Below are 17,751 nucleotides of genomic sequence, written 5' to 3'. Positions count from 1 at the left end.
TAGCGCGTTTTGCCAGAGGGAGTCGCGTGGCGCGCGAGAAGATCAGCAAGGACCGGCCGAATGCCCGCTTTCACGGCCGCGTGGAAGCCAATGGCCGGCCGTGCGAAGTGCCCGGATGCGGGCAGGCCGGCGAGTTCCGCGCGCCGCCGCTGGAAGGGGCGCCGCAGGGTGGCGAGCGGCCGAACGCCTATCGCTGGTTCTGCCTCGACCATATCCGCGCGTTCAATGCGGGGTATAATTACTTCGCGGGGATGACGGCGGAGGAAATCCACGACGCGCAGCGCCCCTATGCCGGGTGGGAGCGCGAGACGCGCGCCTTTGCGCGGGCCGGTGGCGATCCGGGGCCGGCGTGGGCCGACTATGCCGACCCGCTCGACGCGATCGGCGCGAAGTTCCGGACCGTGCGCGAGGCACGCGGCGAACGGCAGGACGGCCGGCCGCTGAGTTCCGCCGACCGGTCGGCGCTGAAGGTCATGGGGCTGGCGGTCGATGTCGACCGGACGGGATTGCGCAAGCGCTATTCGGAACTGGTGCGGCTGTATCATCCGGATCGCAACGGCGGGGACCGCAGTCACGAGGCGGCGTTGCAGAAGGTGATCGCGGCGTATCAGCAGTTGAAGGGGGCGGTGGCGTTTGCTTGAGGATAGTGCCTCAGCTTCAACCGTTCGTGCTGAGTAGGGGCTGAGCGAAGTCGAAGACCCGTATCGAAGCATTCAGCCGCAGGCGGTCCTTCGATACGCCCCTTCGACAAGCTCAGTGGCTACTCAGGACGAACGGTTGCTGGTTACATCGGCAGCCGTCAATCCAGCCCCACCGCCACCGCCTCCAGCTGCTGCGCGACCATCGCCCAGCCGCCCTCGAACCCCATTTCGGCGTGCATCTTCGCGGTTTCCGCGTCCCAGTGGCGGGCGGCGGCGCGGTAGAGGGTGGCGCCGCCGTCCTCTGCGAAGGTGAAGGCGCCGACGAACGCCAGCTGCTGCGGCTGCGGGTGCCAGCCGGGGCGCAACGCATTGGTGAAGACGATGCGTTCGTGGGGCACGACGTCGAGGATCACGCCCTCGCCGGTCATTTCCTCGCCGCCGGGACCGCGCATCGTCGTCGCGAAGCGGCCGCCGGGGTGCAGGTCGAGGCCGAGCAGTTCGGTGGTCCATGGCCGCGGCGCCCACCATTTCGGCAGATGCTGCGTCCATGCCCGCCACACGAGGTCGATGGGGGCGGCGATGCGGCGTTCGATCGCCAGTTCGTGTTCGTCGGTCATGCGCGTGGTCCTACCAGCCCGAAGCGGGCGCCCATGGGATCGCTGGCTACCACGGAAAAGCTGCCGCCGGGAATCTCGTCGGGGCCCTGGATCACGCTGCCGCCGCCCGTGACGATGCGTGCGGTCGCGGCGTCGATATCGGCGACCAGCGCATAATATTGCCAGCCGACCTGCCCGCCCGGCACCATGCCCATCGCCGCGCCGAGGCAGGTGTCGCCATTGTGCAGGAACTTGTAGTCGCCGAGCGGCCCCATCGGCATCCCGCCTTCCTGTCGCCAGCCGAAGCGGTCGGCGTAGAAGGCGATGGCGCGATCCTGATCGGGGGCGGTCAGCTCGTTCCAGACGAAATGGCCGGGCGTCGCATTCTCCGACCCGCAGAAGGACGTGCTGGCGGTATCGCGCTCGCCGCGCATCAGGTAGAGGGCGGCGGCCTGCGGGTCGGTCAGCATCGCCATGCGGCCGACGCCGGGCATGGTGGTGGGTGGCATGTGCTGATGGCCCCCCGCGCCCACGAAATCGGCGGCGGCGGCATCGACATCGTCGACCGCGACATAGCCGAGCCAGGTCGGCGCCGGCATCGCATCGGGCATCGCCATCAACCCGGCGACCGGCTGTCCATCGGGGGCCGTGAACAGGCGATAGTCGATCCCGGGCGTGCCCGAATCCTGCAACGTCCAGCCGACGACGTCGGCGTAGAAGGCCGCCGCCGCATCGATGTCGCGGGTCAGCAGTTCGTACCAGATGAAATCGCCGTGCCGGTTCATTTCGCTGCTCCCATGGTCCGGTCGAAAATCGGGGTGAAGCCGCCGTACAACATGCGTCGGCCATCGAAAGGCATGTCGCGCCCGGCCAAGCGCGGGTCGGCCATGATCGCGCCCCAGCCGGCATCGCGCGCCGCGCGCGACGGCCATTCGATCCACGACCAGGCGACGACCTCACCGTCCTCCAGCGCGACGGCGCGGGCGAAGTCGGTGTGCGTGCCGGCAGGTACGTCGTCGCCCCAGCATTCGACCACGCGCACCGCGCCATGTTCGACGAACAGCCGCGCCGATTCTGCTGCGAAACCGGTATAGGCATCGCGCGCGCCGGTCGCGACCGGGGTCAGGCAACCGTCGACATAGCCGGTCGCGCCGGTTCCCCGTTCGTCGACGATGGTGGCGAACCCGCCATAGATCATGCGCCTGCCATCGGAGGGCATGTCGAGTTCGGCCATGCGCGGATCGGCCATCATCGCCGCGCCCACAGCATCGCGCGTCGCACGGTCGGGATATTCGATCCAGCTGAACAGGACGTCCTCCCCCTCCGCCAGCGCGACCGAACGGGGGAAGTCGGTGTGGGTGCCGGGGGACACGTCGTCGGCCCAGCATTCGACCAGCCGGCCGGCGCCGAGATCGGCGAAGATCGCCGACGCGGCCGCGACATGCGCTTCATAGGCGGCGCGGTTGGCACGCGGGACCGGGGTCACGAAGCCGTCGATATAGGTCATGGACATTCTCCCTTGCTCGCCCGGACCGGCGGCGTGCCGGTGAATCCCGCCAGCTGCGCGGCGAGCGCGCGGGCGAAGGCGGGGCGGGCGGTGCCCCGCGCGACATAGTCGACCAGCGTCGGATGGCGTTCGAGAAGCGCGCTGCCGTCCATGATCCGCAGCACCGCGACCATCATCAGGTCGCCGATGCTGAAGTCGCCGTCGAACCATGGCCGATCGTCCAGCCGCGCCGCGACCTCGCCCAGCCGCTGCGCGATGCGTGCCTCGATCGCGGGCAGGCGCGGGGCGGACCACGGCTTGTCCGCTTCGAACAGCGTGGCGATGGCATGGTCCATGATCGGCGGCTCGACGATGTTGAGCGCGGCGAACAGCCATTCGGTCGCGCGTGCCCGCGCCGCCGGATCGCCCGGCAGCAGCACACCGTGGCGCTCGGCGACGTGCAGCACGATCGCACCCGATTCGAACAGCGTCAGGGGACCGTCCTGATAGGTCGGCACCTGTCCGAACGGCTGGCGGGCGCGGTGCTCGGGCGCCGTTTGCGCGCCCTGCGCCAGATAAAGGACGTCGTAGGGCTGGCCCGCCTCTTCCAATATCCAGCGCACGCGCAGGTCGCGGACCTGCCCCTTCGCGAAATCGGGGACCCAGTCGAACGCGGTGATGACCGGGCGGGTCACGGGTGCTGCCCGGCATGTGCTGCCACGTCCATCGTGAACGGACCCCAGCCATGGCCGTCCAGATCGGCGAAGGCGCGACTGTACATATAGCCTTCGTCCTCGGGATCGTGCAGTTCGCGTCCGCCCGCGGCGATCGCCGCTTCGGTGATCGCATCGACGCCCGCCCGGTCGTCGAACGACAGCGCCAGCAGCACCCCGCTTTCGCTATGCGCGTCGATGATCCGCTTGGGAGTGAAGGTGGCGTAGAAATCGCGGTCGAGCAGCATGACGTGGATGGTGTCGGACCAGGCCATTCCCGACCCGCGTTCGTTCGAGAATTGCTCGTTCTTCGTAAAGCCGATCGCTTCGTAGAAGGCGGTCGCGGCCGCCACGTCGGTGACGGCGAGGTTCACGAAAATCATCTTCGGCATGACACCCTCTCCCCAAGGTCGTGACGAATCGCTGTTTGTGTTGAGTGCGCCCATCGGTTACCAAAAGCAACGATGGAGTTAGAAAAAGTAACCAAGGAAGCGAAGCGGCGGTATGACGATGCCTGTGGGGCGGCGCTGGGCATGGAGTATGTCGGCGAACGCTGGGCGTTGCTGCTGATCCGCGAACTGTTGCTGGGGCCGCGCCGGTTCGGCGAAATCCGCGCCGGACTGCCGGGGATCAGCGCGAACGTGCTGACGCAGCGGCTGGCGGGGCTGGAGGCGGCCGGGATCGTCGGGCGACACCGGTTGCCGTCGCCCGCCAATGCGCAGGTCTATGCACTGACGCCATGGGGGCGGGAGGCCGAACCGGTGGTGCTGGCGCTGGCGAAATGGGCGCTGCGGTCGCCGGCGCACGACCCGACGCTGCCGTTTTCGGCGGTGTCGCTGATGCTGTCGCTCAAGATGCTGCTGGTGACGGAGCGGGCCGGGGACTGGCGCGCGTGCGTCGCGTTCCGATTCGGCGACGACCGCTATGTCGCGACCCTGGCGGACGGTGCGGTGCAGGTCCGGCGCGGGGCGGGCGAGGATGTCGATGCGACGCTGTCGGGCAGCCCGGGCGCGTTCCTGCCGGTCGTCTATGGCGGCAGGCCGCTGGCGATGGCGGAGACGATAGCGGTCGAGGGGAACCGGGCCATCGCCGAACGGTTCACGACGCTGTTCCGATTGCCGCCGAAGGTTGAGTAGGCGGCCCGCTTCGTCCTAAAGGACGCCGCGACGCATCTTGGCGCCCCCGCGAAAGGCCCGCATGACCACCGACCCTATGCCCCAGCCGTCCGAGACCACGATCCTGAGCGCCCCCGACCGGATGGTGAAGGTGCGCGAACTGTTCGGCATCGACAGCGACATGGAAGTCCCGGCCTTTTCGGTCGCCGACGAACGCGTGCCCGACGCCGATCCGGCCTATGTGTTCGATCCCGACACGACGCTGGCGATCCTCGCGGGCTTCGCGCACAACCGGCGGGTGATGGTGCAGGGCTATCACGGCACGGGCAAGTCGACGCATATCGAACAGGTCGCGGCGCGGCTGAACTGGCCGTGCATCCGCATCAACCTCGACGCGCATATCAGCCGCATCGACCTGATCGGGCGTGACGCGATCGTGCTGAAGGACGGGCAGCAGGTCACCGAGTTCCGCGAGGGGTTGCTGCCATGGGCATTGCAGACACCGACCGCTTTGGTGTTCGACGAATATGACGCGGGGCGTCCCGACGTGATGTTCGTGATCCAGCGCGTGCTGGAGACCGAGGGCAAGCTGACGCTGCTCGACCAGAACCGCGTGATCCGGCCGAACCCCTATTTCCGGCTGTTCGCGACCGCCAACACGGTGGGCCTGGGCGATACGTCGGGGCTGTATCACGGCACGCAGCAGATCAACCAGGGGCAGATGGACCGGTGGAACATCGTCGTCACGCTGAACTACCTGCCCGCCGCGACCGAGGCGCGGATCGTGCTCGCCAAGTCGGGCGAATATGACAAGGTCGGCGGCAAGGAAGCGGTGGAGAAGATGGTGCGCGTGGCGGACATGACACGGCGCGGCTTCGTCAACGGCGACATCTCGACGGTAATGAGCCCGCGAACGGTCATCACCTGGGCGCAGAACGCGCTGATCTTCGGCGATGTCGGCTTCGCGTTCCGGCTGTCGTTCCTGAACAAGTGCGACGAGGCCGAGCGGGCGCTGGTGGCGGAATATTATCAGCGGGTGTTCGGGAAGGATTTGCCGGAGAGCGTGGTGGCGAAGGCGTAAAATCGGCGGCGCTTTCGCCCCGTATCCCCGCCTTCGCGGGGATACGGTGTTTGCGGGGAGGGCGCGCGCCATACCGGACCAACCCCACACCCCACCGCGACTCGCATTGACTCCCCTGTCAGCAGGCCCCATCCCAATCCCATGGCACATCTGCACCCGCTTGCCGTCGCTCCCGGCGACATCGACCATATGGGGCATGTCAACAATGCCGTGTACCTGTCATGGGTGCAGGACGCTGTCGTCGCCTATTGGGAGCGGGTCGCGCCGGCCGATGCGGTCGCGAAGCACCTGTGGGTCGCGCTGAAGCACGAGATCACCTATCGCCGGCCCGCCTTCCTCGACGATACGATCGTCGCAACGGTGGTGGCCGAGCGGGTCGAAGGGGTACGTGCCTATTTCTCCACGCTGATCCAGCGCGGTGAAGAGGTGCTGGCCGAGGTGCAGAGCACGTGGTGTTCGCTCGATTCGATCACCAAACGGCCCGTACGGGTGGCGCGCGACGTGGTGCATCGCTTCCTGCCCGAATAACGATTTCGTTTTTTGCAATTGCGATAAGAACCTGTGCAGTTGCGATGTTGCACTGCACAAGCGCATATCTCCGGCAACGAAACGACGCTTGTGCGTCGACCCCGACCAGCCGGAGAACAGACCATGCGCAGCTTTGCCGCCGCCGCCGCCTTTCGCGTTGCCCTCGTCGCAGCAGGCATGCTGATCCCGACGCTCGCCTCGGCCAACGAGCTGGAGCGTGATGGCTACAAGTTCGACTATACCCGCAGCGTGACCGACACGGGCGAAACCATCCTCGCCGGCACCGTCACCACCAGCGGCGAACCGTTCCGCCTGGTCGTGCGCGACCGCACCGTGTCGGGCGACGTCGGCGGCCGCCCGGTGCGCTTCCGTATCGCCAAGCCGCTGAACGGTTCGGCGCAGGTCGCGAGCCGCTAAGCTTTCGGTTCCCAGCCGGCTCTGGCGCCCGTCCCCGTCATGGGGGCGGGCGCTTTTGCGTTCGGGGTTCCAGCGGCGTGGTGGGCGGGGCTGGCCGGGGATGGGTTCACGCGGAGGCGCGGAGGCGCGGAGGGGTTGCGTTCGGGGCCACGTCCCCCGCGCCAGCGGCCTGATCTCCGGTCGAAGCCTGCGAGCCTGTCTCCCGATCGCGAGCCGCTCGCCCGGTACGCAACCCCTCCGCGTCTCCGCGCCTCCGCGTGAACCAACCTGCTACTTCGGCGCCATCCCCGTATAATCGATCCGCCACAGCCGGAGCGGCGAACCCTTCGGCAGGGCGACCGGGGTCAGCCACGCCGGCACCTTGTTGTGCGCCAGCAGGTCGTAAAAGCCTCCGGGCGAACGGGCGCGGTAGTTGGTGGTTTCCGCCATGTTGGGACAGGTCAGCAGATAGGTCGCGTGGTGCAGCGCGGCGATCGCGCGAAAATTCTCCGGATCGCCCTGGAACGCGTGGTGCACATCGAGGATCGCGTCGCCGTTGCGGTGATAGGGACCGGTGATGCCGTCGTGATGCGTCGCGACGATCAGGCGGGGGCCGAGATCGACATGGGTGAACATCACCGCGGCAGGGATACGGTTCAGCGCCTGTAGCGCGGGCAGGCTGGCGCAGCGCGATCCGGCGCGCAGTACCGTCTTCGTCCGGTTGTCGGGCGGATCGATGCGCAGCTTCTGCACGAGAAAGCCGACCGCCATGCTGGAGAGCACCAGTACGGCCGCGGCGGTGCCGAGGATGCGCACCACCCGGCTGTTGCGGCTGAGCAGCCATGGCAGCACGACCCATGCCAGCGCGACCGCGCCGGGCACCGCGAGCAGCTGTGCCGCCGGGCCGGAGCGGATCTGCCAGAACAGCATGGCGACGGCAAAGGCGGTGAACAGCGTGATTGCCGCCCAGGGCACGATCGTGGCCGTGCGCCGCGCGCGCCACGTCGCGAAGAGGGTGCCGAGCAGCCCGATGATCGGGCCGGTGATGATCGGCAGGATCGTGCGCCACGGCATCGAATAGAGCGGCTTGGCCTCCCGCACGTTGTTCAGCCAGGTGCGTGCCAGTTCGTCCGACACGCCCTCGGGTCGCTGCAGGCATTGCGGGAACAGCGCGGCGAACGCACCGGCGAGCACACCGCCGGCCAAGAGCGTCAGGACGAGGCGGACGATGCGGTTGGCCGGCGCGATCCATGCCAGCAGCACCAGCAGTGCGCCGCCCGCGACCACCGCCGACAGCCATATCGGCGTCAGCGCGTCGCACCGCATCGCATAGTTGGCGTTGGAGGCGAAGGCGACGAAGCCGACCGCGCTCCCCCCCGCTAGCGTCGCGCCATATACGGTCAGCCGTCGCGCCTCCGCCCGGTCCCATACCCAGCGCAAGCCGACGATCGCGCCGGCCATCGCGCAATAGGGCAGCAGTTCGAGGCCGATGGTGAGCGAAAAGGCCGAGGACAGGCCGACGACCATCCCGCCGCGCGCCTGTTTCGGATCGGCGAGGCCGGCGACGGTCCACGCGAGGCAGGCGAGCTGCCACCCGTGATGGTCGATCCGTTCGGGCATGAACATCAGCAGCGTCGACGAACAGCCGAACAGGAACAGCACGGCGAGCGGCCAGGCGACGGGGGCGACCAGCCGCCGCACCGTCACCGCCAGCGCCGCCAGCGCCACGCCCATCGGCAGCAGCGGCGCGATGCCGACCGCCAGCCTTTCCGCCCAGACCGGCCCGGCAAGGGGCTTGAGCAGCAGGATCAGCCCGGCGATCGGCAGGTCGACCAGCCGCGACCAGTGAATGTCGAGGCCGCCCGGCGGGTTCAGCCGATACTGGCGCAGATCGTACCAGCCCTGTCCGCCCAGCCATGCGCGGACCTGCATCAAGCGCATATTGTCGTCGGTGTCGGACAGCGCCAGCCAGTGGACCGCGTTCCACCGGTCCCACAGGAACCATGCGGCGATCGCGACCCAGGCGAGGAACAGCCAGCGCCGCCAATGGCTGTCGAGCGGATGGGGGCGGACTGGCATCTCGGTCAAAATCGCTTCCCCCGCGCCCTTGCGCATTCTACGGCAGGCATCCCGCCATGGTGGCGGTGGCCAAGCGCTGTATCGGATGGCGCGCAAAGGACAAGGGTGGCACGCGGGTGATCGCGCGGATCGAACGGTTGCTGGCGGACGGGGTACTGGGGCAGTTGATCCGCTTCGGGATCGTCGGCGGGCTGTCGACCGTGATCTACTCCGCCGTGTACCTCCCGCTGGTCTATCATGTCCTGCCGACCGGCTATGCGTTCGTCGCGGTCGTCCCGGCATTCGTCGTCGCCGCCGCGTTCGGCTGGTTCGCGCATGGCCGATGGAGCTTCCAGGGCCATGGCACGCGGACCCAAGGCGCCGAACAACCGGTCAGGTTCCTGTTGGTGCAGGGGTTCGGCATGGTGCTGAACGGGCTCTTCACCTTCGGCATGGTCGATATCGCCGGCCTTGCCGACTGGTCGCCGCTGGTGCCGGCGGTGCTGATCACCCCCTTCGCCACCTTCGCGCTCAATCGTTCATGGGTATTCGGATAAGATGGACCGCATCGTTTACGACCGCATGGCGGCGCACGACTCGACGCACTGGTGGTACCGCGCGCGGCGCGAAATCCTGGCGGATTATGTCGAGCGCTATGCCGGGTTGCCGCAGGACGCCCGCATCCTCGAGATCGGGTGCGGCACCGGGCACAATCTGCCGATGCTGGGCAGCTTCGGCAACGTCGATGCGATCGAGATCGATCCGGCGGCGCGCGCCATCGCGAGCGAGCGGCTGGGCAAGCCGGTCGGCACCGCGCCACTGCCGACGCTGGCCGGGGTGACCGGGCAGTACGACCTGATTGCGGTGCTGGACGTGGTTGAGCATATCGAGGACGACGTCGCGACGTTCCGCGGCATGGCCGACCGGCTGGCGCCCGGCGGCAAGATCCTAGTCACCGTGCCCGCGCACCAGTGGATGTGGAGCGCGCACGACGTGGTGAACCACCACCACCGCCGCTATTCGAAGGCGACGCTGGCCAAGGCGATCGGCGATGCTGGCTTGCAGCATAACGCCCTGCGCTATTTCAACTCGCTGCTGTTTCCCGCCGCCGTGGCGGCGCGGGTCGCGGGTAAAATCCGCGGCAAGGACGACAGCGACGATTCGCCTCCGCCGAGGCCGCTTAATGCCGCGTTCGAGGCGATCTTCCGGCTGGAACGGCATCTGCTGGGCCGCGTGCCGATGCCGCCGGGGCTGTCGATCGTGACGCTGGTGACGAAATAGGCTCGATACTGTCGCGCCGGACTTGATCGAGACTTCGACGGACGCCGACGGCCAGCCGTACCCCCGCGCAGGCGGGGGCAGAGCCAAGCAAAACAACGGTTTGCGCATTTGGCCCTGGATCCCCGCCTGCGCGGGGATGCGGTAGCAACCAAGCAGCGCCTACCCCCGCTTGAACCACTTCCACTTCGGCCCCGCCGATTGCAGCACGCCGCGTCGGAACAGCCGCGCGCCCACGCTGATCGTGATTGCGACCCACAGCAGCTGCCACGCCAGCGCGGCGAAATGCGGCCAGACGTCGCTGCTGGTCGCGGCGTGGCCGGCCATGGCGAAGGGCGAGCTGAACGGGAACAGCTCGGCCGCGGTCGCGATCCAGCTGCCCGGACGGCCGATCGCCGCCAGCGCGAAGCCGAACATCGCCATCTGGAAGATGGTGATCGGCAGCGACAGCATCTGGATTTCGCGCGGGGTCGTCGCCTGCGCGCCGACGGTCAGGAACACCGACCCCAGCAGCATGTATGCCAGCGTGAAATACAGGATGTAGAGCAGCGCGAAGGCCGGGAAGCCGATCGCCGGCGCGATGCCCGACAGGGCGGTGGCGAATTCGGGGGGCAGCAGCGCGCCGATATTGAGCGCGACCGCGACCCAGAAGGCGAGGAACAGGATCGCCACCCCGAACATGCCGATCAGCTTGCCGAGGAACACCGATTCGAGCGGCACGGCGGCGGCCAGCACCTCGATCACCTTGTTCGAACGCTCCTCCGCCATCGTGCCGACCGCCTGTCCGGCCAGCATCAGCGTGACGACGAACAGCGACACGACCGCGAAGGTGCCCGCCGCGTTCTTGCCGCCCAGCGAGGTGCTGTCGCGCTCGACACGGGTGAAGGTCGGTTGCGACAGGGGGGCCGCACCCAGGCCGGCGCGCTGGTCGCGCACCGCCTGTTCGGCCAGCGCCGCCAGATATCGGGCGGTGGTCGACAGCGGATTGGCATGCATCAGCTGTGGCCGGTCGAGCGGGCCGTACAGCACCGAGGGCACGTCGATATCGGGATCGGACAGCAGCGCCCGGGCCTGTGCCGCGGGATCGGCGTCGGGCGCGACGGTGGCGAGCGGGGGCAGGCCGCGTTCGCGCGCGATCGCCGGGCGGATCAGGGCATCGGCCGCGCGCAGCCGTGCCGCGTCGGCGGGGGGAACGATGGCGTAGATCTTTTCCTTGCCCTCCGTCCCCTGACCCACGGTCATCGCGCCCAGGCTGCCCATCGCGCCGAACCCGGCGAACAGCAGCGGGGCCAGCAGGAACAGCAGGAACATCGGCGTCATCACCGTCGCGATGAAATCGCGGCGCGCGATGGTCAGCGTCTGGCGGATCAGCCTGGCGGTGCCGCTCATGCCGCCTGCTCCAGTGCGGCTTCGCCGACGATGCGCACGAATGCGTCGTGTAGCCCGGGGCGTTCGATCGACAGTCCCGAAATGCCGTAGCCCGCGTCGATCAACCGCACCAATATCCCCTCTATCCCCTCGGGCGGCAGCGTGAAGCGCCACCCGCCTCGATCCTCCTGCGCATCGGCGGGCAGCAGGCCCGCGATGCCGGGCGCGGGATGGTGCGGCACGTAATGCGCCTTCATCGGCAGCAGCGCGCGGGCATCGTCCACCGTCCCTTCGAACCGGCGCTTGCCGTGCGCGATGACGCACAGCCGGTCGCACAACCGCTCGGCATGGGCCATGACATGGGTCGAAAACAGGATGGTGGCGCCGCGGTCGCGCTCGACGCGGATCAGCGCTTCCAGCCGTTCCTGATTGACAGGGTCGAGCCCGGAAAAGGGTTCGTCGAGGACGAGGAAATCGGGCTGGTGCACTACGCTGCCCAGCAGCTGGACGAACTGGGCCATGCCCTTCGACAATTTGCGGATCTTGCTGTCGATTGCATGGCCGAGGCCCGCCTGTTCGAGCATCACGCCGGCGCGCTTGCGCCCGACCGACCAGTCGAGCCCGCGCAACGCGCCCATGAACGCGATCGCCTCGCGCGCCTTCATGCCGGGATACAGGCCGCGTTCCTCTGGCAGATAGCCGACCCGGTCCGATGCGTCGCGTGGAGCGGCGTGGCCGAGCAGCGTACGGCTGCCTTCATCGGGTTCGATGATGCCCAGCAGCATGCGCAGCGTCGTCGTCTTGCCCGCGCCATTGGGACCGAGCACGCCGTACACCGCGCCGGTCGGCACGGCGAGGTCGATGCCGTCGACGACGCGGCGGTCGCCGAACCGCTTGACCAGTCCGGTCGCGCTCAAAGCCAAATGATTGTCCCGCAACCGACATCCCCCCAAACGACGCTCTTTAGCGTGCGCTGTGAAAAGCGTAGCGGGGGGATGTGATCCAAGACAAGGGCTCCCCCGGCGATATTGTCGCGCGGATTCGTGCCAGGGCGGCCGAATGCGGCTTCGTCGCGTGCGGCATCGCCCGCGCCGACGCCGCGCCGCGCACCGCCGAGCGGCTGCGCCAGTGGCTGGACGAGGGGCGGCACGGGTCGATGATCTGGATGGAGGAGCGTGCGCAGCAGCGCGGATCGCCCGCCGCGCTGTGGAGCGAGGTCCGGTCGGTCATCGCGCTGGGCATGAGCTATGCCCCGGCGGGCGATCCGCTGGCACTGGAGGGAGTGGGTGATCGCGGGCGCATCTCGGTCTATGCGCAAGGCGGCGATTATCACGACGTGGTCAAGAAGGCGCTGAAGACGCTGGGCCGCTGGCTGGCGCAGGAGGCGGGTTGCGACCTGAAGGTCTTCGTCGATACCGCGCCGGTGATGGAAAAGCCGCTGAGCGAGGCGGCGGGGCTGGGGTGGCAGGGCAAGCATACCAATCTGGTCAGCCGGACGCATGGCAGCTGGCTGTTCCTCGGCGCGATCTACACCACGCTGGACCTGACGCCCGACCGGCCGGGGCGCGACAGCTGCGGGTCGTGCGATGCGTGCCAGCGGGCGTGCCCGACGAACGCCTTTCCCGCGCCCTACCGGCTGGATGCGCGGCGCTGCGTCTCGTATCTGACGATCGAGCATGCCGGGCCGATCCCGGTCGAGTTTCGCGAAGGCATCGGCAACCGCATCTACGGCTGCGACGACTGCCTGGCGGTGTGCCCGTGGAACAAGTTCGCGCAAACGGCCGCCGCGAACCGGGCGTTCGCGGCGCGGGCCGAATTCGCCGCGCCGCGGCTGGCGGACCTGATCGCGCTGGACGATGCCGGGTTCCGCGAGGTGTTTCGCGGGTCGCCGATCAAGCGGATCGGCCGCAACCGCATGGTGCGCAACGCACTGATCGCGGCAGGCAACAGCGGCGATGCGGCGCTGATCGCGCCGGTGCGCGCGGCGTGCGGCGATGCCGATGCGGTGGTGGCGGAAGCGGCGGCCTGGGCGCTGGGGCGGCTGGACGGATTGGTCGAAACACGAATCGACCTGCAAACCGTTCGTGCTGAGTAGGGGCTGAGCGAAGTCGAAGACCCGTATCGAAGCACCTGCCACGGTCCTTCGATACGCCGCTTCGACAAGCTCGGCGGGAACGGCTTTGCTCCAAGCTCTCGACCCTAGCCCCCGCTCTCGCGCCGTACCGCCGCCAGTTCGGCGTTGCGGCGGCCCTGCACATGCGCCCAGTCGGGCGATTTCCAGTCGCCGCCCCAGATCAGCCGTTGGGCCTTCGCGGCCTCGCCCAGCGCGCGGAAGAAGATGTGCGCATCGGGTTCGCGCCAGTACCAGCGCTCGTCGACCAGATCGACGGCCCATGCCGCGGGCAGGCCGTCGGGCGTCTGCGCATTGTGGAAGCTGAAGCGGACCTTGCTGGTACCCGCCCGGACCAGCCGCTCCTGCACCGTGACCGAGCGCCAGCCATAGACGACGACCGGGCGGAAGCCGTCGTCGCGCAGCCGGTCGATCAGCGTCGCGACCTGTCGGCGGAACTGCGGGTGCAGGCTGGCGAGCTTGCGCGCCTGTGGCCAGTCGTTGCTGTCGCCCCAGCGGGCCGGTGCCGCGCGCAGCCGGGCGAGGGTGGCGCCGCCGGGATCGATGCGGCCATCGGCATCGATGCCGAACCGGTCCTGCACGCTGCGGATCGCGGCGATCATCCGGGGGCCGGCGATGCCGTCGATCCCGCCCGGCTCGATCCCGACCCGCAGCAACAGCCATTGGACGGTGCGCACGTCCACCGCCCGGTTGTCGCCGTCCTGCCCTACGCTCGCTTCGATCATCGCTCGCTCCGTCCTTGCTGGCGGCAAAACGCTGACGGGCGAAATCCTACATTACAAGGGGGTCGGCGCGGCCGGGGCGCGCCGCCGGCGGGGCTTCTTCGCAACGAACAGGCATGTATCGATCAGACGCACGGGTCCGTCACGCCGGATCAAGTCCGGGGTGAAGGAAGGGGCAGGCGTGTCGGCCGGCGAGGAATCGTTCGATACCGCTCGGCCGGCAACGTCATCCGATCGTTGCGCCATCCGGCTTTTCCTGTCGCGCGGCATCGGGTAACGCCACCCTCCATGATCCGTCCCGCGCTGTCCGTCGTCGTCCCCTGCTATAACGAGGCCGCGTGCCTCGACGTGCTGCATGCCCGCATCTCGGCGGCGGCGCGTGCGGTCGTGGGTGACGATCACGAGATCGTGCTGGTGAACGACGGGTCGCGCGACCAGAGCTGGGCGGTGATGGAGCGGCTGGCCGCGTCCGATCCGCGGCTGGTGGCGATCAACCTGTCGCGCAACCACGGGCACCAGCTGGCGCTGACAGCCGGGCTGGACCTGTGCGCGGGCGAGCGCATCCTGATTATCGACGCCGACCTGCAGGACCCGCCCGAGCTGTTGAGCGACATGATCGCGACGATGGAGAGCGAGAGTGCCGACGTCGTCTATGCGGTGCGGCGCAAGCGCGAGGGCGAGACGTTCTTCAAGAAGCTGACCGCCGCTGCCTTCTACCGCGTGCTCGACCGCGTCACCGACACGCCGATCCCGCTCGACACCGGCGATTTCCGGCTGATGAGCCGGCGGGCGCTCGACGCGCTGCTCAGCCTGCCCGAACAGGCGCGCTTCATCCGCGGCATGGTGGCGTGGGTCGGGTTTCGGCAGGTGCCGTTCCCCTATGACCGCGACGAGCGGCTGGCAGGCGAGAGCAAATATCCGCTGGGCAAGATGATCCGCTTTGCCCTCGACGCGGTGACCGGCTTCTCGACCGCGCCGCTGCGCCTTGCCAGCCATATGGGGCTGGTGCTGACCGGGCTGTCGCTGCTGCTGTTCGCCTATATCGCGATCGGATGGATTTCGGGCAGCGCGGTGCAGGGGTGGACGTCGACGATGCTGGTCGTCGTGTTCCTGGGCGCCGTGCAGATGTTCGTTCTGGGCATGATCGGCGAATATCTCGGGCGGCTGTACGTCGAATCGAAGCGGCGGCCGCTGTATCTGGTCGCCGATGTCGCCGGGCCGGTGAAGGGGCGGGCGAGCCTCGGCTATCGTGCCGGCGACCGGGGCGACGTGACGGTGTCGCCGATCCTGCCGGAGTTGCCCGAGCAGCAGTAGCAGGCGGGTTCACGCGGGGGCGCGAAGGTGTTCCGCTCGGAGCTTGTCCACCGACAGGCAAACGTCGCCCCAGCGAAGGCTGGGGCCTCAGGCGGCTCCTGCCACGCGCTATCCCGGAGAGATCCCAGTCTTCGCCGGGATGACGTCCAGTTCGAGGTAGTTGGTAAAGGCGGTAAGGCTGTTGTCTCCACCGAGCCTTGTCCCGAGTTCGCACCTTCTCCGCGCTTCCGCGTGAAAACAACCTATTGCGCGGCGACCTCCCCCAGCAACCACGACCGGATCGCGCTCGCGAGGTTCGGCGGATCGTCGCCCTCGATCCGCACCGCGTCGATCGCCGCGACCAGCGCCGACAGCGGCAGCGACCGCCGAGCCGCGGCTTCCTCCAGTGCCATCCAGAACCCCGGCTCCAGACTGATCGAGGTCGCGTGTCCGGCGATGGTGATCGACCGCTTCACCGGCCCGCGAAAGCCGCCGGGCGGGGCGGTCGGCTTCACGGGGTGTCGAACAGCGAGGCGAGCTGTTCGATCATCGTGCCCGCCAACTGTTCCGCGTCCATGATCGTCACCGCGCGCCCGTACCAGCGGGTCACGTCATGGCCGATGCCGATTGCGACCAGCTCGACCGGCGACTTGCCCTCGATCCACGCGATCACCTGTCGCAGATGCCGCTCCAGATAGCTGCCCGAATTGACCGACAGCGTCGAATCGTCGACCGGCGCACCGTCGGAGATGACCATCAGCACCTTGCGATCCTCGGGCCGTGCGATCAGCCGGCCATGCGCCCAGAGCAGCGCCTCGCCGTCGATATTCTCCTTCAGCAGTCCCTCGCGCATCATCAGCCCGAGCGATTTCTTCGCGCGCCGCCACGGCTCGTCGGCCTGTTTGTAGACGATGTGGCGGATGTCGTTGAGGCGGCCGGGCTGGAGCGGGCGGTTGGCGGCCAGCCACGCCTCGCGGCTCTGGCCGCCTTTCCATGCGCGGGTGGTGAAACCGAGGATCTCGACCTTCACGCCCACCCGTTCGAGGGTGCGGGCGAGGATATCGGCGCTGATCGCGGCGATGCCGATCGGGCGGCCGCGCATCGACCCCGAATTGTCGATCAGCAGCGTGACGACGGTGTCGCGAAACTCGGTATCGCGCTCGATCTTGTAACTGAGCGACTGCGCCGGATTGATGACGACCCGCGCCAGCCGCGCGGCGTCGAGCATCCCTTCCTCTTGGTCGAAGTCCCACGAACGCGACTGCTGCGCCATCAGCCGCCGTTGCAGCCGGTTGGCGAGCTTGGTCACCACCCCCTGCAACTGCACCAGTTGCTGGTCGAGATAGGCGCGCAGCCGTTCGAGTTCGTCGGCGTCGCACAATTCGGTCGCGGCGATGACCTCGTCGAACTTCGTCGTGAAGGCGCGATATTCGAACTGCGCGTTCAGGTCGGCGAAGGGGCGGTTGGGACGGACCGGCATCATGCCGCCCTCGTCTTCGCCATCGGCCATGTCGTCGCCCTCGGCGTCGTCATCCTCCGACATGTCGTCGCTCTGGCCGTCGGACTGGTCGTCGCTGCGATCCTGCCCGCGCGCCTCGACCTGTCCCTCGCCGCCCTGCTGCTCGCCCTTGTCCTCGCCGTCGTCCTGCGGGGTCTGTTCGTCGTCGCCCTCGGCATCGTCGCCGCCGTCATCGGCCTGTTCGGGTTCGACCTCGCCCTCGACCAGTTCGAGGTCCTCGAGGATGCGGGTGATGTTGCGGCCGAACGCCGCCTGGTCGTCGACCAGCGCGGCCAGCGTGTCGAGCTGCGCACCGGCGCGTTCCTCGATCCAGTCGGACACCAGCGCCATCGCCGGCGCGGCCGCCGCCGGGGGCAGCCGGCCGGTCAGCCGTTCGCGCACCATCAGCTGGACGGCGGTCGACAGCGGCACCTCGGCCCGGGTGCGCGCCCGCGTGATCGGGTCGGAACGCATCCGCAGCGCCAGCGCATGGTCGAGATTTTCGGCGATCCCGTCATAGCCCGCCGATCCCAGCGCATCGACCCGCGCCTGTTCGACCGCGTCGAACACCGCACGCGCCACCGCGTCGGAAGGGGCGGCGCGGCTGTGCACGGTGGCATCGTGGTGCCGCATCCGCAGCGCGAAGCCATCGGCCAGCCCGCGTGCCTCCGCCACCTGGTCGGCGGGGAGGGCGCGGGCGGGCATCGGCACCTTGATATGCTTGCCCGACGCTACCGGCGCGTCGGCGGTGAACGCCAGCTCCACCTCCGGCTCCCCGGCGATCGCGCGCGAGGTGCCGCGCAGGACGTCGCGAAACCGGTCGAGGGGGGATTCCTGTGCCATGGGG

The 17,751-nt window shown here is 68.5% G+C and carries 20 protein-coding genes; 9 read left to right on the top strand and 11 right to left on the bottom strand.

What is annotated here, in order from left to right; genetic code table 11:
* Positions 1–26: 26 nt before the first annotated feature.
* Positions 27–641: a J domain-containing protein gene (locus QLH51_RS17485; RefSeq protein WP_206429264.1), complete on the top strand. Its 615-nt coding sequence runs from the start codon at positions 27–29 to the stop codon at positions 639–641.
* Between the two features lie 158 nt (positions 642–799).
* Here the strand turns inward: QLH51_RS17485 and QLH51_RS17480 are convergent, their stop codons facing one another.
* The 5 genes from QLH51_RS17480 to QLH51_RS17455 are packed head-to-tail and all read right to left on the bottom strand — an operon-like array spanning position 800 to position 3,828.
* The gene (locus tag QLH51_RS17480) at positions 800–1,258 is read right to left on the bottom strand and encodes an SRPBCC domain-containing protein (protein WP_125661703.1); all 459 of its coding nucleotides are present in this window, start codon (positions 1,256–1,258) and stop codon (positions 800–802) included.
* The gene (locus QLH51_RS17475) at positions 1,255–2,022 is read right to left on the bottom strand and encodes a VOC family protein (protein ID WP_125661706.1); all 768 of its coding nucleotides are present in this window, start codon (positions 2,020–2,022) and stop codon (positions 1,255–1,257) included. Before QLH51_RS17475 ends, QLH51_RS17480 begins: the two co-directional genes overlap by 4 nt.
* Complete coding sequence (locus tag QLH51_RS19870; RefSeq protein ID WP_125661709.1) at positions 2,019–2,744, bottom strand: DUF1428 family protein; 726 nt, start codon at positions 2,742–2,744, stop codon at positions 2,019–2,021. The genes QLH51_RS17475 and QLH51_RS19870 overlap by 4 nt, the downstream gene beginning before the upstream one ends.
* On the bottom strand, positions 2,741–3,418 hold the full coding sequence (locus QLH51_RS17460) for a glutathione S-transferase family protein (protein ID WP_125661712.1): 678 nt from the start codon (positions 3,416–3,418) through the stop codon (positions 2,741–2,743). Before QLH51_RS17460 ends, QLH51_RS19870 begins: the two co-directional genes overlap by 4 nt.
* Complete coding sequence (locus QLH51_RS17455; RefSeq protein ID WP_125661715.1) at positions 3,415–3,828, bottom strand: VOC family protein; 414 nt, start codon at positions 3,826–3,828, stop codon at positions 3,415–3,417. The genes QLH51_RS17460 and QLH51_RS17455 overlap by 4 nt, the downstream gene beginning before the upstream one ends.
* Positions 3,829–3,900: 72 nt before the next feature.
* On the opposite strand from QLH51_RS17455, the gene QLH51_RS17450 reads away from it, so the two are divergent.
* From QLH51_RS17450 to QLH51_RS17435, 4 genes are all read left to right on the top strand, one after another.
* Complete coding sequence (locus QLH51_RS17450; protein WP_125661718.1) at positions 3,901–4,572, top strand: winged helix-turn-helix transcriptional regulator; 672 nt, start codon at positions 3,901–3,903, stop codon at positions 4,570–4,572.
* Between the two features lie 61 nt (positions 4,573–4,633).
* The gene (gene cobS / locus QLH51_RS17445) at positions 4,634–5,632 is read left to right on the top strand and encodes a cobaltochelatase subunit CobS (protein WP_125661721.1); all 999 of its coding nucleotides are present in this window, start codon (positions 4,634–4,636) and stop codon (positions 5,630–5,632) included.
* Between the two features lie 141 nt (positions 5,633–5,773).
* Positions 5,774–6,160 carry an acyl-CoA thioesterase gene (locus QLH51_RS17440; RefSeq protein ID WP_125661724.1) on the top strand — a complete coding sequence of 129 codons (387 nt, stop codon included), beginning with the start codon at positions 5,774–5,776 and terminating at the stop codon, positions 6,158–6,160.
* Positions 6,161–6,283: 123 nt separating this feature from the next.
* Positions 6,284–6,577 (top strand): hypothetical protein, encoded by a 294-nt coding sequence (locus QLH51_RS17435; RefSeq protein ID WP_125661727.1) that lies wholly within the window; start codon positions 6,284–6,286, stop codon positions 6,575–6,577.
* Between the two features lie 270 nt (positions 6,578–6,847).
* Here QLH51_RS17435 and QLH51_RS17430 read toward each other — a convergent pair whose 3' ends face one another.
* Entirely contained in the window at positions 6,848–8,635 is a 1,788-nt protein-coding gene (locus QLH51_RS17430) for an AcrB/AcrD/AcrF family protein (protein ID WP_125661761.1), read from the bottom strand.
* A gap of 56 nt (positions 8,636–8,691) precedes the next feature.
* On the opposite strand from QLH51_RS17430, the gene QLH51_RS17425 reads away from it, so the two are divergent.
* Positions 8,692–9,171, top strand: coding sequence for a GtrA family protein (locus tag QLH51_RS17425; RefSeq protein WP_125661730.1), 480 nt, complete (start codon positions 8,692–8,694; stop codon positions 9,169–9,171).
* Between the two features lies 1 nt (position 9,172).
* Positions 9,173–9,895 (top strand): class I SAM-dependent methyltransferase, encoded by a 723-nt coding sequence (locus tag QLH51_RS17420; RefSeq protein ID WP_125661733.1) that lies wholly within the window; start codon positions 9,173–9,175, stop codon positions 9,893–9,895.
* Between the two features lie 159 nt (positions 9,896–10,054).
* On the opposite strand, the gene QLH51_RS17415 is transcribed toward QLH51_RS17420, so the two are convergent.
* Positions 10,055–11,281 carry an ABC transporter permease gene (locus QLH51_RS17415; RefSeq protein ID WP_125661736.1) on the bottom strand — a complete coding sequence of 409 codons (1,227 nt, stop codon included), beginning with the start codon at positions 11,279–11,281 and terminating at the stop codon, positions 10,055–10,057.
* The gene (locus tag QLH51_RS17410) at positions 11,278–12,183 is read right to left on the bottom strand and encodes an ABC transporter ATP-binding protein (RefSeq protein WP_206429265.1); all 906 of its coding nucleotides are present in this window, start codon (positions 12,181–12,183) and stop codon (positions 11,278–11,280) included. The genes QLH51_RS17415 and QLH51_RS17410 overlap by 4 nt, the downstream gene beginning before the upstream one ends.
* 74 nt (positions 12,184–12,257) lie before the next feature.
* On the opposite strand from QLH51_RS17410, the gene queG reads away from it, so the two are divergent.
* A complete protein-coding gene (gene queG / locus QLH51_RS17405; RefSeq protein WP_125661743.1) occupies positions 12,258–13,355 on the top strand; it encodes a tRNA epoxyqueuosine(34) reductase QueG in 1,098 nt (365 codons plus the stop codon).
* Between the two features lie 104 nt (positions 13,356–13,459).
* Here the strand turns inward: queG and QLH51_RS17400 are convergent, their stop codons facing one another.
* Positions 13,460–14,116 carry a peptidoglycan-binding protein gene (locus QLH51_RS17400; RefSeq protein WP_125661746.1) on the bottom strand — a complete coding sequence of 219 codons (657 nt, stop codon included), beginning with the start codon at positions 14,114–14,116 and terminating at the stop codon, positions 13,460–13,462.
* A gap of 285 nt (positions 14,117–14,401) precedes the next feature.
* Here QLH51_RS17400 and QLH51_RS17395 point away from each other — a divergent pair, with 285 nt between their 5' ends.
* Positions 14,402–15,427, top strand: a complete 1,026-nt coding sequence (locus tag QLH51_RS17395; RefSeq protein WP_125661749.1) for a glycosyltransferase family 2 protein — start codon at positions 14,402–14,404, stop codon at positions 15,425–15,427.
* 242 nt (positions 15,428–15,669) lie between these two features.
* Here the strand turns inward: QLH51_RS17395 and QLH51_RS17390 are convergent, their stop codons facing one another.
* Positions 15,670–15,921, bottom strand: coding sequence for a ribbon-helix-helix domain-containing protein (locus QLH51_RS17390; protein WP_125661752.1), 252 nt, complete (start codon positions 15,919–15,921; stop codon positions 15,670–15,672).
* Positions 15,918–17,747, bottom strand: coding sequence for a cobaltochelatase subunit CobT (gene cobT, locus QLH51_RS17385; RefSeq protein ID WP_125661755.1), 1,830 nt, complete (start codon positions 17,745–17,747; stop codon positions 15,918–15,920). Before cobT ends, QLH51_RS17390 begins: the two co-directional genes overlap by 4 nt.
* Positions 17,748–17,751 lie beyond the last annotated feature (4 nt).

This window comes from Sphingomonas sp. 2R-10 (assembly GCF_030062225.1).
Taxonomy (GTDB): domain Bacteria; phylum Pseudomonadota; class Alphaproteobacteria; order Sphingomonadales; family Sphingomonadaceae; genus Sphingomonas.
This window is presented reverse-complemented; position numbering and strand designations above follow the sequence as displayed.